Source organism: Streptomyces sp. NPDC001415 (assembly GCF_053597395.1).
Map to the genome: position 1 here is coordinate 125,652 of NZ_JBSFIE010000016.1, position 18,040 is coordinate 143,691.

The 18,040-nt window shown below is 71.4% G+C and carries 16 protein-coding genes; 11 read left to right on the top strand and 5 right to left on the bottom strand.

The genetic code is table 11. The features are described 5' to 3' along the window. Nucleotides 1-268: 268 nt before the first annotated feature. From melC1 to ACWC2B_RS22335, 8 genes are all read left to right on the top strand, one after another. Nucleotides 269-667 carry an apotyrosinase chaperone MelC1 gene (gene melC1 / locus ACWC2B_RS22300; protein ID WP_450719164.1) on the top strand — a complete coding sequence of 133 codons (399 nt, stop codon included), beginning with the start codon at nt 269-271 and terminating at the stop codon, nt 665-667. A gap of 109 nt (nt 668-776) precedes the next feature. Further along, the gene (melC2, locus tag ACWC2B_RS22305) at nt 777-1,604 is read left to right on the top strand and encodes a tyrosinase MelC2 (RefSeq protein WP_450719166.1); all 828 of its coding nucleotides are present in this window, start codon (nt 777-779) and stop codon (nt 1,602-1,604) included. Between the two features lie 384 nt (nt 1,605-1,988). Beyond that, nucleotides 1,989-3,107 (top strand): hypothetical protein, encoded by a 1,119-nt coding sequence (locus ACWC2B_RS22310; RefSeq protein ID WP_450719260.1) that lies wholly within the window; start codon nt 1,989-1,991, stop codon nt 3,105-3,107. 134 nt (nt 3,108-3,241) lie between these two features. Continuing rightward, complete coding sequence (locus ACWC2B_RS22315; RefSeq protein ID WP_450719168.1) at nt 3,242-4,459, top strand: cytochrome P450; 1,218 nt, start codon at nt 3,242-3,244, stop codon at nt 4,457-4,459. Between the two features lie 66 nt (nt 4,460-4,525). Next, complete coding sequence (locus ACWC2B_RS22320; protein ID WP_450719170.1) at nt 4,526-5,206, top strand: transcriptional regulator; 681 nt, start codon at nt 4,526-4,528, stop codon at nt 5,204-5,206. 170 nt (nt 5,207-5,376) lie between these two features. Continuing rightward, on the top strand, nt 5,377-6,915 hold the full coding sequence (locus tag ACWC2B_RS22325) for an alpha/beta hydrolase (RefSeq protein WP_450719172.1): 1,539 nt from the start codon (nt 5,377-5,379) through the stop codon (nt 6,913-6,915). Nucleotides 6,916-7,046: 131 nt separating this feature from the next. Continuing rightward, nucleotides 7,047-8,522: an MFS transporter gene (locus ACWC2B_RS22330; RefSeq protein WP_450719174.1), complete on the top strand. Its 1,476-nt coding sequence runs from the start codon at nt 7,047-7,049 to the stop codon at nt 8,520-8,522. Continuing rightward, on the top strand, nt 8,519-9,088 hold the full coding sequence (locus ACWC2B_RS22335; protein WP_450719176.1) for a TetR/AcrR family transcriptional regulator: 570 nt from the start codon (nt 8,519-8,521) through the stop codon (nt 9,086-9,088). Before ACWC2B_RS22330 ends, ACWC2B_RS22335 begins: the two co-directional genes overlap by 4 nt. 67 nt (nt 9,089-9,155) lie before the next feature. On the opposite strand, the gene ACWC2B_RS22340 is transcribed toward ACWC2B_RS22335, so the two are convergent. Together ACWC2B_RS22340 and ACWC2B_RS22345 are read right to left on the bottom strand one after the other, a co-directional pair. Next, nucleotides 9,156-9,347, bottom strand: coding sequence for a ferredoxin (locus ACWC2B_RS22340; RefSeq protein WP_450719178.1), 192 nt, complete (start codon nt 9,345-9,347; stop codon nt 9,156-9,158). A 32-nt stretch (nt 9,348-9,379) separates the two neighbouring features. Then, a complete protein-coding gene (locus ACWC2B_RS22345) occupies nt 9,380-10,612 on the bottom strand; it encodes a cytochrome P450 (RefSeq protein WP_450719180.1) in 1,233 nt (410 codons plus the stop codon). A gap of 348 nt (nt 10,613-10,960) precedes the next feature. Here ACWC2B_RS22345 and ACWC2B_RS22350 point away from each other — a divergent pair, with 348 nt between their 5' ends. Then, complete coding sequence (locus ACWC2B_RS22350; protein ID WP_450719182.1) at nt 10,961-11,965, top strand: cytochrome c oxidase assembly protein; 1,005 nt, start codon at nt 10,961-10,963, stop codon at nt 11,963-11,965. Nucleotides 11,966-11,981: 16 nt separating this feature from the next. Here ACWC2B_RS22350 and ACWC2B_RS22355 read toward each other — a convergent pair whose 3' ends face one another. Further along, entirely contained in the window at nt 11,982-12,395 is a 414-nt protein-coding gene (locus ACWC2B_RS22355; protein WP_450719184.1) for a hypothetical protein, read from the bottom strand. An 83-nt stretch (nt 12,396-12,478) separates the two neighbouring features. Further along, nucleotides 12,479-13,249 (bottom strand): DUF2127 domain-containing protein, encoded by a 771-nt coding sequence (locus ACWC2B_RS22360; protein WP_450719186.1) that lies wholly within the window; start codon nt 13,247-13,249, stop codon nt 12,479-12,481. Between the two features lie 391 nt (nt 13,250-13,640). On the opposite strand from ACWC2B_RS22360, the gene ACWC2B_RS22365 reads away from it, so the two are divergent. Next, nucleotides 13,641-15,074 (top strand): PP2C family protein-serine/threonine phosphatase, encoded by a 1,434-nt coding sequence (locus ACWC2B_RS22365; protein WP_450719188.1) that lies wholly within the window; start codon nt 13,641-13,643, stop codon nt 15,072-15,074. A gap of 69 nt (nt 15,075-15,143) precedes the next feature. On the opposite strand, the gene ACWC2B_RS22370 is transcribed toward ACWC2B_RS22365, so the two are convergent. Beyond that, on the bottom strand, nt 15,144-16,637 hold the full coding sequence (locus tag ACWC2B_RS22370) for a DNA-binding protein NsdB (RefSeq protein WP_450719190.1): 1,494 nt from the start codon (nt 16,635-16,637) through the stop codon (nt 15,144-15,146). 233 nt (nt 16,638-16,870) lie between these two features. On the opposite strand from ACWC2B_RS22370, the gene ACWC2B_RS22375 reads away from it, so the two are divergent. After that, nucleotides 16,871-18,004, top strand: a complete 1,134-nt coding sequence (locus tag ACWC2B_RS22375) for an aminoglycoside phosphotransferase family protein (protein WP_450719192.1) — start codon at nt 16,871-16,873, stop codon at nt 18,002-18,004. The last annotated feature ends 36 nt before the right edge of the window (nt 18,005-18,040 follow it).

Here is an 18,040-nt window from a genome sequence, read left to right on the forward strand (position 1 = left end):
TCACCTTCCGAGCGTGAGGGCAGCCACACCCAACCCACCAAGTCAGCAAGATTTTCACGGACTTGGCCCATTCCGGGGAGAATTTTCACGGTTCGCGGTCCGGTGACCGGTGTTCAGCAAGAACTCCCTTGTTGAACACTGCACTTCAAATCGGGACATGTCCGCATAGCGGCCAACCAATGTGTCCCGACTTCTTGCTTCGCGGCCCCGACCGGTAGGGATGGCACTGAACCACTTGCCAACCCACCGCGAATCAATGGGGATTCCTATGTCTCGACCGTCCCGGCCCACCCGCCGCGAGGCCATCGGCGCCACCGTCGGCACCCTCGCCGGACTCACCCTGGCCGGCACCGCACACGCCTCCACCACCGGCACCCGGACGCCGTCGGACGACGCGAAGACCGGCCCTGAGGGACACGGCGCACCCGAGGCCTTCGACGAGGTGTTCCAGGGCCGGCGAATACAGGGCGCGCCCGGCGCCGGGCACATGCACCACGGTGGCGGGTACGCCGTGCGGATAGACGGCCAGGAACTGCATGTGATGCGGAACGCCGACGGGACCTGGATCAGCGTCGTGAACCACTACGAGCCGTTCGCCACGCCCCGCGCGGTCGCCCGCGCCGCCGTGGTGGAGCTCCAGGGCGCCGCCCTCGTCCCGCTCGCCTGAGCCGAAGCAACCGAAGCGGCGGGACCCGCAGGACGCAAGGTCCACCGGTCCGCATACCGATCCGCATGCCCATCCGCACCCGCATCCGCGCCCAACAAGGAGCACAGCCATGGCCGTTCGCAAGAACCAGGCGAATCTCACCGCCGCCGAGAAACGCCGTCTCGTCGACGCGCTGCTTCAGCTGAAGCGCAACGGGACGTACGACGCCTTCGTCACCACGCACAACGCCTTCATCATGAGCGACACCGACACGGGCGACCGGGTCGGCCACCGTTCGCCGTCGTTCCTGCCCTGGCACCGCAGGTTCCTCATCGAGTTCGAGCAGGCCCTGCAGTCGGTCGACCCCTCGGTCACCGTGCCGTACTGGGACTGGACGGTCGACCGCACCCCGAGCTCCTCGCTGTGGGCGGCCGACTTCCTGGGCGGCACCGGGCGCAGCCGGGACGGCCAGGTGATGGACGGGCCGTTCGCGCACAGTGCGGGCAACTGGCCCGTCAACGTCCGTGTGGACGGCCGCACCTATCTGCGCCGGGCGCTCGGCGCGAACGTCGCCCAGCTGCCGACCCGGGCCGAGGTCGACAGCGTCCTCGCCATGGCGACGTACGACATGGCGCCGTGGAACAGCGCGTCCGACGGCTTCCGCAACCACCTCGAAGGGTGGCGCGGGGTCAATCTGCACAACCGCGTCCACGTCTGGGTGGGCGGGCAGATGGGGACGGGGGCCTCGCCCAACGACCCGGTGTTCTGGATGCACCACGCGTTCGTGGACAAGCTCTGGGCGCAGTGGCAGGCCAGGCACCCGAACTCGCCCTATCTGCCGACGGCGGGGACGCGGAACGTCGTGGACCTGCACGACACGATGCGGCCGTGGAACAACGTGACCCCGGCCGACCTCCTCGACCACACCCGCTACTACACGTACGACACGGCGGCCTAGGCTCGCGCGCCCGCCTCGGTCCGCCGGTTGTCCAGGAGGCATGTGTCACATCCGGGCCGGGTGGTGACGAGCCTGGGCAGCTCGATGTGGGCGCCGCGCAGCCGGGGCACGGCCATCCGTGGCGCAGCCGCCGGCGGACGATCCGCTGGATTCCGGCCGGCACATCGGCGAAGGGATTCGTCGAACGGTTCGGCCACGTCGACAGCCATGCCCCCTCCCCCGGGGCTCCGGAGGGGTGTGGCAACGAGCACATGTGGACCCGCTGTGTGAACGGACTCGGGCCACATGACATCTTTCCCCGGGGCCTCCCGTGCTCCACGGAACGCCATTCGTATCGGGCAGGGAAACAGGAGCTGAACGCACGTGCCGGCCATCAGCCAGAGGATGCATCTGATCCTTCTCTCCGCATGGACCGCGCTGTGGTTCGCCGTGGTGGAGCCCAACGGCGGCTTCTCCTGGCACTATCTGCGCACCGGCGGCGAACTCATCTTCCAGGGCCCTTCCGGTGACGGCACCGGCGGGCTCAACCTCTACGCCCACCATCCCGAGCTCCAGATGGGCCCGGTCAGCTTCCTGACGGCGGGGCTCTTCAACGCGTTTCCCGACCGGACGGGCCAGTTCCTCGCCGCGCTCCTGATGTCGGTGCTCGGCCTGGTGATCGTGGTGATCGCCGGACGCAGCGCCGCCTGGTACTTCCTGGGGACCGGCACCAACCATCAGCGGCTGCGGCAGCGGGTGCTGATCGCCGGTCTGGCCTTCATCCCGATGTGGATCGAGGTGTCGGTGCGCTTCGGCCACCTCGACGACGTGCTCGCGCTGTTCTTCACCGCGCTCGCCGTCCGCTCGGTGACCCGCGGCAGCGCGGTGGGCACCGGGGTGTGGCTCGCGCTCGCGATGGACTCGAAGCCGACCGCGGTGACGTTCGCCGCGCTGCTCTTCGCGCTGCCGCGCCACCAGTGGCTGCGCGCGGGGCTGTGGTGCGCGGCGGTGGTCGCCGTCGCCTGGGCGCCGTTCTTCCTCAACAACCCGCACTCGATGTCGGCCGCCGGTTTCGCGATACCCAACCAGCCCGCGTCCGCCCTGCGCTGGCTCGGAGTCGCCGACGCCGAGACGCCCGGCTGGGACCGCCCCGCCCAGGCGGCCCTCGGCCTGCTGCTCGGCGCGATCGCGGTGTGGCGGGGGCGGTGGGCCGCGGTGGTGCTGCTCGGCGCGAACGCGCGGATCGTCCTGGACCCCAGCGTCTACACGTACTACACGGCGTCGGTCCTGCTCGGGACCCTCCTGTGGGATGTGATCGGGCAGCGCAGGCTGGTCCCGTGGTGGAGCTGGCTCGCGCTCCTGACGCTGTACGGGAGCGTGTTCGTGGTGCCTGACGACGCGGCGCGGGGGCTGATCCGGCTGGCCTTCGTGGTCGTCTCGACGGCGTACGTGCTGCTGTGGCCGCAGCGCGACAGAACCCGGGACCGCCGTCGAAGGCGCCGGTCCGCCCCTGTCACCGCCTGAGGGGCGGCCTGGCCTGAATCGTTCCCTCGGGCAACTTGGCTCGCGTCCGACCGATGACGTGACGGTGCGTCAGATGCGATGCTCGGCGGAGCCGTCCGACAGGTGCCGCCGGCAGGCCGAGAGGAGCCGCCGTCATGGCCGAGGTGTCGAACCCCCCGCGCGACAGCGGATCGTTCCCCTTCCCGCCCGGCCCGCTGGGCGGCTGCCCCGAGGAGTACCGGCGGCGGCGCACGGAGTGTCCGCTCGGCCCTGTCACGCTGCCCAGCGGCGACGAGGTGCTGCTCGCCACGGCGTACGACGACATCCGCGAGGTGCTCGCGGGCACGTTCTTCTCGCGCGACCTGCGCGGTCCGGGAGCGCCCCGGATGCTGCCCGGCGACGCGCTGGGCGACGATCCGGACGCGCTGACCAACATGGACGGACCCGAGCACGCGAGGCTGCGGCGCATCGTGCGGGGCGCCTTCACGCCGCGCCGCGCGGAGGCCTGGCGCCCGCAGTTACGCGCCATCTCCGAGGAGCTCCTGGACGCTGTCGTGGCGGCGGGGCCGCCCGCCGATCTCCTCGCCTCGTACGCGTTGGCGCTGCCCGTCGAGGTGATCTGCCGGCTGCTCGGGGTGCCCGCGAAGGACAGCGGGCTCTTCCGGGCCTGGTCTGAGACCCTGCTGTCGCTGACACCCGCCGCGGGCGGGGAACGGCTGCGGGCCTCCGCCGCGTTCGGCGCATACGTCGAGGGCCTGGTGGCCGAGCATCGCCGTGCGCCGGGCGGCGACCTCATCGACGCTTTGATCGAGGCGCGCGACGAGGGCGACCGGCTCAGCGAGGCGGAGCTCGTGCGGATGGTGTGCGGGCTGATCGTCGCGGGCCACGAGACCACCGCCCATGTCATCGCGCGCGGCGTCCTGACCCTGCTCCGCCACCCGGCCGAGCTCGCGGCGCTGCGGGCCGACCCGGGGCTGATGCCGGACGCGGTGGAGGAGATCCTGCGTCTGCAGATTCCCGGACACGGCGCGCTGCTGCGGGTGGCGACGGCTGATGTGACGCTGCCGTCGGGCGGCGCGGTGGCCCGTGGCCGGGCGGTGCTCGCCCCGATGGTGGCCGCCAATGACGACCCCGCGCGGTTCCCCGGGCCCGGCCGCCTGGACATCCGCCGCACCGACAACAGGCACCTCTCCTTCGGTCACGGGCCGCACTTCTGCCTCGGCGCGCACCTCGCCCGGGTGGAGGTCCAGACCGCCCTCGAAGCGGTCGTGCGCCGCCTGCCGGGGCTCGCGCTCGCCGTCCCGGCCGAGGAGCTGACCTGGACGACGGGAAGCCGGGTGTGCGGGCTTCGCCGACTGCCCGTCACCTGGTGAGCGCCGGAGGCGGGCGCGCGTGAGACGCTGGGCGCGACCGCACCGGCAGACTTGCGAAGAGGGTCCATGATGACTCGTCAGACGCGTACGGCCAAGGAGATCATCGCGGCGACGGCGGCCACGCTCGCCCCCTCGGCGGACGACAACCTGCTCGTGCCGCTAGTCGAGGCCGGCACGGCGCCGCTGTCCGCGCTCGCCGGGCTCGCCCTGGAACAGCGCCACATCATCGCCTCCGACCGGCGCGCCTTCGAGCTCCTGGCCGAACGCTCGGGCAAGAGCACGGCGTGCGCGGAGTTCTTCGGCTCACTCGCCGTGGGTGAGACGCTGGCGCTCGAACGGCTCGGGGCGTACGAGAGCGCCTGCGGGCTCACCCCCGAGGCCATCGGCCGGTACGAGCCCAAGGCGGGCTGTCAGGCCTATCCGGCCTATGTGGCGTGGCTGGCGCTGAACGGCGAGCCGCCGAGCGTGGCCCTCGCCCTCACCGCCAACTTCGCGGCCTGGGGCGGCTATTGCGCCCGGGTGGCCGCCGCGCTGCGCACCCGGTACGGGTTCACCGACCAGGCGTGCGGCTTCTTCGACTTCTTCGCGGGACCGGCCCCCGAACTCGAACAGCAGGCCGTCGCGGCCGTCGCCGCCGGCTCGGACGACGAACACGGCGAGGGCGTCGGCAGCGGGGCCCACTACGGGCGGCTGCTCCAGACGTACGAGGCGATGTTCTGGAACACGCTCGCGGAGGCGTGCGCCTGACGTCAGCGCCCGCGCACGTCATCAGGCCGGGCACCTGAACCACCCCGGGGGTGGCATCCGTGCCACCCCCGATCCGGGTGGTGGCCAGATCGCGGCGGGGCGCCCGGGCGGTGGACGATCTCTACGACCGATTCACCGCAAGGGGAGCGATCCCAACGGGGGAGAAACACATGCAGTTGTTCAGGAAGCCGGGCCGGTGGGCCGCGGCCGCCGCGTGCGGGCTGCTCGCCGCGGCGGCCCTGCCGGCCGGTGCGGCGAGCGCCGCCGCGCAGAGCACCGTGCCCGACCGCTACCGACTTCAGCGGCTCGACTGGCAGCCGTGCGTGTCCGGCACGCTGGAGTGCGCCACGATGTCCGTACCCCGGGACTGGTACCACGCCGACGCCGGGCCGAGCCTCAGCATCCAGGTCTCTCGGCACCGCGCGACCGACCCCGCCAAACGGCAGGGGGTGCTCATGATGGCGGCGGGCGGGCCCGGCGCCTCGGGCTACCAACGCCCGGCCCGACTCACCAAGCTCAGCCCGAAGCTTTCGGCCGCGTACGACGTCGTCAGCTTCGACCAGCGCGGCGTCGGGGCGAGTACGAACGTGGTCTGCTCGGACCAGGACAAGGTCGACGGCTTCATCAACAGCGGGGATCTGCGCGACCGTTCGCCGCAGGCGGTGCGGGCCACGTTCAAGAGGGCCCGTGACTTCGTGGCGGACTGCGAGCGCAATTCGGGCGGTCTGCTGCCGTACATCACCACCGACCAGGCCGTGCACGACATGGATCTGTACCGGTCGCTGCTCGGCGTGGACAAGGTGTCGTACTACGGGCCGTCCTACGCCACCTTCCTCGGGGCGTACTACGCGACCGAGTTCCCGCGCCGGGTCGAGCGGGTCGTCCTGGACAGCAACGTCGACTTCACCGGCAGCTGGCAGTCGTTCATGACCGGGCAGCCGACGAGTTTCCAGCGCCGCTTCGAGCAGGACTTCCTGCCGTGGCTGGCGAAGAACGACGCGACGTACCACCAGGGCCGCACCCCCGCCGAGGCCAAGGCGTCCTACGAGCGGCTGCGGGCCGCGCTGCACGACCACCCGCTCGACCTCGACGGCACCGTGATCACGCCCAACCACCTCGACGCCGCCGCGACGAACGCGATGTACAGCGCGAGCGACAGGTTCCGGGACCTCGCCTCGCTGATGGGCCTGCTCGAACACCCCGACAGCGCTCCGGCGGACGCGAAGAAGAAGGTCGCCGAGAAGTTGCGGCACTTCTACGGCGCCAACTTCTTCGCCGACTTCACCGCGGTCACCTGCGGCGACACTCCGTGGACGCGCGACAGCCGGTACTGGGCGGCCAAGAGCGCCGAGGCGACGCGCTCCACCCCCCTTGCCGGGGCCATGGAATTGACGTACGGCGCCATCTGCGCGAACTGGCCGCAGTCGAAGGCGCCGCACATCAAGGTGACCGGCAAGGGGCTGCCGCCCGTCCTGATGCTCAACTCGACGCACGATCCGGCGACTTACTACGAGGGCGCACTGCGCGCCCATCGCGGGCTCGCGGGCTCACGCCTGATCACCGTGGACGACGGGGACCACGGCCAGTTCCAGACCGGCAACGCGTGCGCGGACGCCTACGTCGAGAACTACCTCCTCGACGGCACGCTGCCCGCGAAGGACACCACGTGCGCGGGCGTGCCGCTGCCGCAGCCCGCGGCGCGCGGATAGCGCACCCGGCACCCGAGCGTGAATGACCGACCCCGAACCGACGGGAGTGGGCAGCCAGGGGGTGTACGTCCGTTTACCCTGGGGGTGAACGGACGTACACCCCTGCCCGCACTCCAGTCGCCCGGAGAGTCATGCCCCCAGCGATACCCCTGGCCGCCGACCCGCCGCGCCCCCGTTTCCTCGTCGGGGTCCTGGCGTTCTGCGGTGTGGTCGTGGCCGTCATGCAGACGCTGGTGGTGCCACTGCTTCCGCATGTGCCCGCGCTGACCGGCAGCACCCCGGCCGCGGCGAGCTGGCTGGTCACGATCACGCTGCTCACCGGCGCGGTCTTCACGCCGGTGCTCGGCCGGGCCGGGGACATGTACGGCAAGCGGCGGCTGCTGTTGGTCTCGCTCGGGGTGCTGACGGCGGGCTCGGCGATGTGCGCGGTGAGCTCCCACATCGGGGTCCTGATCGCGGGCCGCGCCCTGCAAGGCGCGGCGCTCGCCGTGATTCCGCTGGGCATCAGCATCATGCGGGACGAGCTCGCGCCCGCGAAAGTGCTCTCGTCGGTGGCCCTGATGAGTTCGACGCTTGGCATCGGCGCGGCGGTGGGACTGCCCGTCGCGGCGCTGGTCGTCGAGCACTTCGACTGGCACACCATGTTCTGGGCGTCGGCCGCGCTCGGGGTGCTCGACATCGTCCTGGTCCTGTGGTGCGTGCCGGAGTCGCCGCTGCGCTCACGCGGCCGGTTCGACGCCGTGGGCGCGCTCGGCCTCTCGGCGGCGCTGGTCGCGGTATTGCTCGCCATCACCCAGGGCGCCGACTGGGGCTGGAGCTCGCCGCGCACCCTCGCCCTGCTCGGCGCTGCTGTGGTGATCTGGCCGCTGTGGGGCGCGTACGAACTGCGCACCCGCTCCCCGCTGGTGGATCTCCGGGTCTCGGCGCGGCCCGCGGTGCTGCTCACCAATGTCGCGGCGCTCCTCATCGGCTTCGCCTTCTACGCCAACTCGCTGGTCACCGCGCAGATGGTGCAGGAGCCGAAGGCCACCGGGTACGGGCTCGGCGCGTCCATCGTGGTCAGCGGGCTCTGCCTGCTGCCGGGCGGGCTCGCGATGGTGGCGCTGTCCCCGGTCTCGGCCAAGATCTCGGCGAAGTACGGTCCGAAGGCCGCGCTCGCGCTGGCGGCCGCCATCATGGCGGTGGGCTACGGGGTGCGCTTCTTCACCAGCCACAGCCTGCCCCTGATCATCGCGGGCGCCACGGTGGTGGCCTGCGGCACCGCGATCGCCTACTCGGCGCTGCCCGCCCTGGTGATGCGCGCGGTCCCGGTGAGCGAGACCGGCGCCGCCAACGGGCTCAACACCCTGATGCGCTCGGTCGGCCAGGCCTGCTGCAGCGCGGTGGTGGCCGCGGTCCTGGCGAACGTCACCTTCGAGGCCGGCGGGCACACCGCCCCGACGCTGCACGCCTATCTCCTGGTGTTCCTGATCGCCGCCGGTGCCGCGCTCGCCGCACTCGCCGCCACACTGTTCCTGCCGGGCCGCGGCACGCCCGCCCCCGGTACCGTCGGGGCGGACCGTGCCGAGGGCGCCACGGGACGTACGACGGCCGAGGAGAGCGCATGACGGGGCAGCGGGCCATCGGCGGCGACACGGAGACGGGCAGGGACGCGATCCTGCGGGCGGCCCGCCGGGCGTTCACGCTGCGCCCGTACGCGGAGGTCACGATGCGTTCGATCGCCGCCGACGCGGGGGTCAGCGCCTCGCTCATCGTCAAGCGGTTCGGCAGCAAGGAGCGGCTATTCCACACGGTCGCGGACTTCGGGCCGGCCGCCGACGCGCTGTTCGCGGCGCCGCTGGAAGGACTGGGGAGGCACCTGGTCCTGACCCTGGTGCGGATGCGGCGCGAGGATCAGGGGGATCCGCTGCTGCGGGCGGTGTTCTCGCTGGGCAACGTGGATGAACGGACACTGCTGCGGGAGCGGTTCCGCGAGCAGGTCACGTCCCGGCTGGCCGGTCAACTGCACGGCGGGAACAGCGAGTTGAGGGCCGAATTGATCGCCGGTCTGCTGCTTGGCCTGGGCGCGACCCTCAGTCTGCACCGGCCGGGCGCCGGGGAACGCGCCACGCCCGAGCAGCTGGCGGATCTGTACGCGCCGGCTGTGCAGCGTCTGATCACCGGCTCCGAGTGACCGGAACCGGACGTTTCGCCGTTCCTGAAGGTTGCCGTTCCTGAAGGTTCGCTGGTCCTGGAGTTCGCTAGTCCTGAAGGGTGATGGCCTGCACCGGGCAGGCCCGGGCGGCTTCGCGGACCAGGGGGTCGCCGCCGCCGTCCTCGCGGCCGGGCAGCAGTTCGCTGAGCCCGTCGTCGTCCTGGGTGAAGACGCTCGGGGCGGTCAGCGCGCACTGCCCCGCGCCGATGCAGACGTCCTTGTCGATGCTGATCCGCATGTGCGGCTCCTTTCCGTCGGTCCCTCCCCCCACTACCAGGCGACGGGGAGTTCGACCATTCCCTGGATGGTGTCGCCCGGCTTGAACGGGATCTCCTCGGCAGGTACCGCCAGGCGCAGCCCGGGCAGCCGGTCGAAGAGGGAGCGAAGCGCGATCTCCATCTCGGCCCGCGCCAGGTTCTGCCCGAGGCACTGGTGGATGCCGAAGCCGAAGGCGACGTGGTGGCGGCTGGTGCGGTGCCAGTCGAGCCGGTCGGGGGCGTCGTAGCTGGCGTTGTCCCGGTTGATGATCGACGTCGAGAAGACAACGCCCTCGTCGGCGCGGATGGTCTGGCCGCCGATCTCGATGTCGTCGACGGCCACCCGCAGCATGCCGTCGGCGATCGACAGATAGCGCAGGAGTTCCTCGACCGCGGCCGGCATGAGCGCCGCCTCGGAGCGCAGCTCGGCCAGCTGGTGCGGGTGCTGGAGGAGCGTGAACGTACCCAGCGAGATCATGTTGGCAGTGGTCTCGTGGCCCGCGACCAGCAGGATGGTCGCGAACTGGACGAGCTCCTGCCGGTCCAGACCGCCCTCGTTCAGGCGCTGCTCGATGAGTTCGTCGAGCAGCCCGTCGCCGGGTTCTCGCTGTTTGCGGTCGATCAGCCGGAAGAAGTAGTCCTCCAGCGCGTCGCGGGCCGCCTCGCTGTCGGAGGCCTCCGGCCCGCGAAGGAGCTTGCGGGACTGACCCTCGAAGAACTCGTGGTCCTCGTAGGGGACGCCGAGCAGCGCACAGATGACCATCGACGGCACCGGCAGCGCGAAGGCGTTGACCAGGTCGACGGGCGGGCCCTGCGCGATCATCCTGTCGAGCAGTTCGTCCACGGTCCGCTGGATCTGCGGCCGCAGCGAGGCGGTGCGCTTGAGGGTGAAGCTGGGGATCAGCATCCGGCGCTGGGTGGCGTGCTCCGGGTCGTCGACGCCGAGCAGTGCGGTGCGCCGCCTGGTGATCGCGGCGAAGCGGGCCGTCAGCGACGGGAAGGCCAGGTTCTCGCGGTTGGAGGACAGCCGGGGATCGGCGAGCAGGGCGCGCGCCTCGGCGAGCCCGGTGACCATCCACACGGTCCGGCCGTCGTAGAGCTGGACGCGGGCGAGCGGGCGCTCGTCGCGGAGCGGCTGATACGCGGTGGGCGGGTGGTAGGGGCAGCTGCGGTGCTGCGGGAAGGTGACGCTGCTGGTGTCGGTGGCGGTGTGGTCCGTGTTGACGCTGGTGTTGCTGCCTGTCATGTAGACCTCGCAAGCGAAGGGTTCCGTCTTGCCGATCTCCACTACATGCCTCGGGCACCTATGACGTCTACCTATTCTTCGGCCGATTCCCTACCTTCGACCGAGCACGCGCGGGGGCCCGGTGCGGGGGTCCCGGGGCGGCGGGGCTAGGGTCTGTCCGGCGGATCTGGTCGCCGTCCAGGGCGCTCGGGCTTGCAGAACCGACGACAACGCGGCTGGGGTCCCCGTGGCCCATCAGGCCTTGGGGGAGGGCGTGCCAGGCCCCCGCGTCCCAGGCAAGATCCGCAGCAGGGCCTAACGTGTGGGCGGCTCGTCGTACGTCACGGGCCGGTGAGGAGATCGACCCGGATGTCCGGTATGACGCTGAGCGAGGCGGCGGGGGACCTGCCCGAGCTGACGACGGGGCGGCTGCTGTCGGTGTGGGAGCCGGACGCTGCGGCGCTGCTGCTGATCGTGGCCCTGGGCGGTCTGTACGCCTGGGGCGTGCTGCGACTGCGCCGGCGGGGCGAGCGCTGGCCGCTGCCCCGCGTCCTGGCCTTCGCGTTCCTGGGCCTCGGCAGCCTGGCCGTCGCCACGATGTCGGCGCTCGCGGTGTACGACACCGAGCTGTTCTGGCCGGCCGCCGTGCAGAACGTCCTGCTCGACCTGATCGCACCGCTCGGCCTGGCCCTCGGCGACCCGCTGCGGCTCGGGGTGCTCGCGCTGCCCGAACGGGGAGCCGGCCGCCTCAGGAGCGCGATGACCGGGCGCCTGGTGCGGTTCCTCACCTTCCCGCTGGTCAGCACCGGCCTCGTGCTCGCCTCCGAGCTGTGCATCTACTTCACGCCGTACTTCGAGACCGCGCTGCGGCACGGCGCGCTGCACGAGCTGATGTACCTCCAGCTGCTGCTCGCCGGGAGCCTGTTCGTGCTGCCGGTGCTCACCCGCGAGGAGGCCCTGCCGGCCTGGTGCAGCCACCCGGTGCGGGCCGCGCTCGTCTTCGTCGACGGCCTGATCGACGCGGTGCCCGGCATCGTGGTGATGACGCACAGCACTCTGATCGCGGGTGCCTGGTACCTCCACCACGCACCGGCCTGGGCGCCCGACGTCCACCGCGACCAGCAGCTCGGCGGCGGCGCGATGATCACCATCGCGGAGCTGGTGTCCCTGCCGTTCCTGCTCGCGATCCTCGTGCAGTGGTCACGCGCCGACCGGGCCCAGCGCGTCGCGCTCGACCGCCGTCTGGACGCGGAACTGGCTCCGGCCGCCCCGGTGGAGGGACGGCCGGAGGACTCCGAGCTGGTACGGCCCTGGTGGGAGACCGACGGCGGAACGGTCGGGCAGCGGATGCGTCAGCGGCGGCCCGGGGACTGAGCCACAGGCTCTGAGGTCAGTGCCGGTCGCGGCGCCTGCGCAGCCGGCTCACGATGAACCAGATCACGAACACGACGAACGCGATGAAGAGGATCACCAGGATCAGCAGGAAGATCCCGAGCTTCTTGAAGAAGCTCTTCTTCTTCTTGGACTTCTTGGACTTCGTGGCTTTCTTCGAGGCGAGGACGCTCGACTTGCCCGCGACGGCGTGCCGGCCGGACTGCCCCGCCGCCTCGACCGGCTGCGCCAAGTCCCGTACGGAGGTGGCCTGTTGGGCCGTCGAGGCCACGACAGCGGTCCGGGGTGCGGCCTCGGCCGTCACCGGTCCCGCCACCAGGGCGGCGCCCAGCAGCAGGGCGAGCAGCACGGCGGCGCGGCGCAGCGGCCCCCGGCCGGTCTTCGAAGCGGGCGTGGAGTGCGGTTCGTTCATGGTTGTCATCCCCCAGGGAAGCTCGGTGCGGCGGACCTGCCGCACGCTGTCTGTATCTGTACCGGACAAGAGATCAGTACGCCTCAGGCGTGCGCCGCGACGCCCGCCGACGTCTCGACCTCGATGAGCGAGGCGCTGTGGCGCTCCGCCTCGAACGCGGCGAGCCCGCCCCGCAGGCCGAACAGGCGCTTGGCGAGCAGGATGTAGAGGACCGCGAGGATGTTGACCGTCAGAGTGGCGATCTTCACCCAGCTGACCTTCTCGGTGAGCTCGTAGATCTCAAGGGGCAGGAACATCGCCGTGGCGACGACGGTGAGGTACTCGGCCCACCGCTTGGCGCGCCACAGGCCGACGCCCTCGACGATCTCGATCAGCGCGTACACGAGCAGCGCCACCGCGACGATCACCAGGGTGGAGTGCTTGTAGTCGAAGGTCTTCTGGATGGTGCCGACGACCGGCGAGTGGTCGAGGTCGTAGTGGAAGTGGCGGAAGACCGGCCGGAACACGTCGAGGTACTCGTCGAAGAACCGGCGCACCGAGTCCTGACTGTTGCTGAACTTCCACACCGCGAGCGCCACGAGCACGATGAACACGCCGCGCACGGCCCGCTCGACGGCCAGGAAGCGCAGGATGAACAGATCGCGCAGGACCTTGCCGCGCGGCACCAGCGGCGCCTCGTCGGCCGGTCCGGAACCGTGCGGCGCGCCCAGGGCGAAGTCCCCGCAGCGCAGACAGCGCCAGGCCTCGCCGAGACCGGTGTCGGCCCGCAACCGGGCGCGCAGCACGTCCTCCTGCGGCGCGTACGTCACATGGCCGCGGCGCGCACAGGTGCGCCGGTCCCAGTCGATCTTCATGCTCTTCCTCCCGTGAGGCCCGCGACGTGCGCGGGCCGGTGTACTCACAGGGACCGTAGTGGACTCTTGTCGTGGACTTGCCACGGGGTCGGGTCCGGGTGCCTGCCGCCTCCGCCGGTCCAAGGACCGGCCCCTCTAAGGACACGAGAAAGCCCTGCCGGGTTCCGCGGGTCCGGCCGGTGCACGAGGAGGCCGGTGATCGGCCGAGCCGCATATGCCGCACGCCTCCACCCGCTCACGACAGGCGAAACCGCTCGCCTTTGGCATATGCCACAAGCACCACCGTATCGAGTGTTGCCAAATCCCTTACGGGGCATCGCTCCCTGTGCAACAGTCGTTACCGGTCCACCTCACCAGACCAGGCTCTACCGCGGCCGCATCGGAGAACGTCATGCCGTCCCATCTGTTTGCGGACCGTCCCGCTCCACAACCGCCCGAGCGGGGCACGGTCGACGCGCTGATCACGCAGACCCGCCGACTGCGCGGAGGCGTGGACGCGGTGCGCCGCGACGCACTCGTGGACGACGACGACGCGCAGGGCCGCTGGCAGCGCGCCCTGTGCGATCTGGCGGTCCATCAACTCGACGATCTGGGCTCGCACTTGGACCAGCTGCGCGAGGGTCTGAGCGCCGAGGAGGAGGACGCGGCGGCGCTCGCCGTCGAGAGCGCCTTCAGCGACGATCCCGGCGCAGGCTCCCTGCTCAGCCGCGTCGGCAGCGCCGAATGGAACCTGCTCACCGACGCCGTGAGCTGGTCCGAGGAGCTCTTCCAGATCTTCGGACGCCCCCCCGAGAGCGGCGGCATGTCCCTCGACGAACTGCCCACCATGGTGTTCGCCGACGACCAGGCCCTGCTCACCTCGATGGTCACGGGAGCCCTGGTCGACGGCAGGCCGATCGACGGGGAGTTCCGGATCGTACGGACCGACGGCCGGGTCCGTACGCTCCACATGATGGGCGAACCGGTACTCGACGCCGACGGCTGCACCGCTTCGATGTGGGCCGTCCTGCGCGACGTGAGCGAGCTGCGGCGCAGTCAGCGAGCCGTGCGGGAGAGCCGCGACTGCGTGCAGCGCCAACGCCACATCGCCCAGACCGAGCACCGGCTCGCGGTCGAGTTGCAGGAGGCCGTACTGCCACCGTGGCGCGGCTCCCTGCGGCTCCCGCAGGGCGGACCCGGCGCGCTCGACGTCGCCGCGCACTATCTGCCGTCCTCCTCCAGCGCCCTCATCGGCGGCGACTGGTACGACGCGCTCGAACTCCCCGACGGGGCCTCTTTACTGACCGTCGGCGACCTCACGGGCCACGGGGTGACGGCGACCGGCGCCATGGCGATGCTGCTCGGCGCGCTGCGCGGGATGGCCGTCGCGGGCATCGCCCCGGGCTCTTTGATGGGCCACCTCAACCAGCTTCTGGAGACGACCGTGCAGCCCGCCCTGGGCAGCGCGGTCTGCTGTCGTTACGAGCCGGCCGGGCGCAGGCTCACCTGGTCCCAGGCGGGCCACCCCGCCCCGCTGCTCTTCCGCGACGGGACGGGGCGGGCGCTCGGCGCACCGGAGGGGGTGCTGCTCGGCGCCACCCACGGGGCGTCCTACGGCCAGGCCGAGGTCACGCTCCGCGCGGGCGACCTGCTCGTTCTGGGCACCGACGGGCTGACCCGGCGGGGCGCGTCCGAGGCCGGGGACCAGCGCCGGCTGCTCGAACTCGCCCCGCTCTTCGACGGCGGCCGCACAGCCCAGGACTGCGTGCGGATGATCGTCGAGGAGTTCGGCGAGCACGAGCGCGAGGACGACGCCTGTGTGCTGGTGGCCCGCATCGGGTCCTGACGCACAGGCGGCGGAGATACGGCCCGAGGGGGGCCCGGGGGTTGTACGTGTCCGGCGTACAACCCCCTTCTAGATGTCCGCGATCCGGCTCCGCTTCGACGGCGCCTGGGGCAGCGCCAGCTCGATCTCCTCCCGCAGATCCTGGATCTTGGCGTAGCCCGCGTACTGACCGGTGAGCCGGTACATCTCGCGCAGCCGGTCCCAGGTGCGGTGCGAGGAGGTCTCCCCCATCGACACCAGCGCCAGACGGGCATAACGGTCCGCCTGTTCCGGGTCGTCGGCGATGAAGCAGGCCGATGCCAGCGAGATGTAGTCGAAGATCTTCGAGCGCTGACGGCCACCCACCCGCAGCTCAAGCGCCTGCTTGGCGTGGTGCTGCGCGATGGTCGCCGCCGCCGGATCGTGCTCGGCGAGCGTACGGAAGGCCAGGGCCTCCATGCCGTGCAGATCCGCCTCGTCGAACATCTGCATCCAACTGGGCGGCGGCACGTCGCCCTTGTCCGAGACGAAGAGCTCCTCAGCCTCGCCGAGGGTGCGGCGCATCGCCTGGCCGCGCCCCAGGGACGCCTGGGCCCACGCCTCGATGGTGTGCAGCATCGCCCGGGTGCGCGGCAGGGTCTCCTCGCCCGAACCGGACTTGGCGAGCTTCATGAGGTCGAGGGCTTCGCCGGGACGGCCCAGGTGGACCATCTGGCGGGCGGCCCGCGAGAGGGCCTCGCCGGCCCGCGGGCGGTCGCCGCCCTCGCGGGCCGCGTGCGCGGCGATCACGAAGTACTTCTGCGCGGTGGGTTCCAGGCCGATGTCGTGGGACATCCAGCCCGCGAGGACGGCCAGGTTGGCGGCGACGCCCCACAGGCGCCGCTGGAGATGGTCGGGGTGGCGGTAGGCGAGCATGCCGCCCACCTCGTTGAGCTGGCCCACCACCGCTTTGCGCTGGAGCCCGCCGCCGCGCGAGGCGTCCCAGGCACGGAACACTTCGACCGAACGCTCCAGGGCGTCGATCTCCTGCGATCCGATGGGGGCGGCCTCGTAGCGGTCGAACCCGGCGGGATCCGCGTGCAGGGGGTCGTCGAGGCGGGGGGCGTCGGCCGAGAGTACGGGGTCGGTGTGCAGCCAGTCGTGCATGGCGCTGCTGAGTACGGAGCCAGTGGCGAGCGCGGCGCCCGCGCCCACCAGACCGCGTCGGTTGAGCATGAGGTCCATTCCCGTGAATTCGGTGAGGACCGCCGCCGTCCGTTCGGGCGCCCACGGAAGGCCGTCCGGATTCTTCTTGTTCCTGACGTCGTTCCGCTTTCCAGCGCGCCCGTGCCGGTCGAACCCGAGGTCCTCGATGGTCACGACACGGCCGAGCCGCTCGGTGAACAGCGCCGCCAGCACCCTGGGCACCGGATCGCGCGGGGTCTCCCCCATGTCGATCCAACGCCGCACCCGCGAGGTGTCCGTGGCCAGTTGGGGGTGGCCCATGGCCGCCGCCTGCCGGTTCACCATTCTCGCGAGTTCACCCTTGGACCAGCCGGCGAGGCCGAACAGGTCGTTCAGGCGGGTGTTGGGTTGTCCGCTCACGTCAAGCCCCCAGGTTCTCGGCTGAGTTGACAGTAATCCCCCTGTCAGATGCGGCGCGAGTATTCGCCAGGGTTCGCCAGGGCACGCCAGATGGTGTGCCACCCGCGGCCGGGTGTCAGGTAAGAGAGCGCCACCCCGACCCGGGGGCCGGACCCCATTCCCCAGGGTGCGGCTCGGCCACCGGGACGGGTAGCGCACGCAACTTGTCGGCACACGAAGGGATCTGTCACCCCATGTACACAGCATCGTCCTCCGTGTCCGCGCCGCCCCGGCCGCACCGTCCACTGGGGGCGGGTGGCGGACCGTACCTCGACCCCACCCACGCCGGGTCGGCCTACGGCGCGGGCCGGATGCCTCGCCGCCCCGGGACGGGCGCGCAGCCGCTCAGCGGGAGAATCGACTTGTCCGGCCCCCAGGGCGCGCAGCTGCGCATCGCGATCTCCTCGGTGCAGCGCATTTGTCCGGAGTTCAATCCGGTGCAGGTGCTTCGGCACAGCGGACGCTCGGTGCTGATCGTCGGCACGACAGGGCGCACCGCGGTCGTCGCCAAGTGTTTACTGGACCACTCCCCCGCCTGGGCCGAGCGGTTCCGGCACGAAATAGCTGCCTATCGCGCCTTCGTCCGGCACCGGCCACCGGTGCGGGTGCCGCGGCTGATCGCCGCCGATCCCGACAACTGCACCCTGGTGATCGAGCGGATGCCGGGCCGGGTGGCGGCCCTGACGCGACACCCGGTCGAGGCTCCGCCGCGTGCCGATGTCCGGGCCGCCCTCGGCGCGATCGGGCGCATCAACGCCTGGCGGCCGCCCGCCGAGATGTTCGGCAGGCCGCTGGACTACGCACCGAGGATCGCCCGCTACCACGAGCTGGGACTGTTCACCGACCGGGATCTGAGTGACCTTCAGAAACTGGTGCACGGTCTGGCCCTGTCGGGCCGGGTCGACTGGCAGTTCTCGCACGGCGACGCGCTGCTCTCCAACATCCTGCTGTCACCAGCCGGTCCGGTCCTGGTCGACTGGGAGCACGCGGGCTGGTACCTGCCCGGGTACGACCTGGCGACGCTCTGGTCGGTACTCGGCGACGCGCCGATGGAGCGGCGCCGGATCAGCCAGGCGGCCCAGGCGGCGGGCCCGGCCTCGCGGGACGCCTTCCTGGTGAACCTGATGCTCGTACTGACCCGCGAGATCAGGACGTACGAGACGGCGGTGCAGCGCACCATGCGGGACGCGGCGCCGACGAGCCCGGCACAGAACCCCCCGCCGGGTGTGGTGTCCGCCGGGGAGCAGCAGCGGCTGCTGCTGCGCAGGCTGCACGACGACTGCGCGCTGGCGCGGCGGGCCGTGCGGGCGGCGGTCGGCACGCGCTGACCGTCGGGCAGAGGGGGAAGCGTGCTGCGCGTCCGG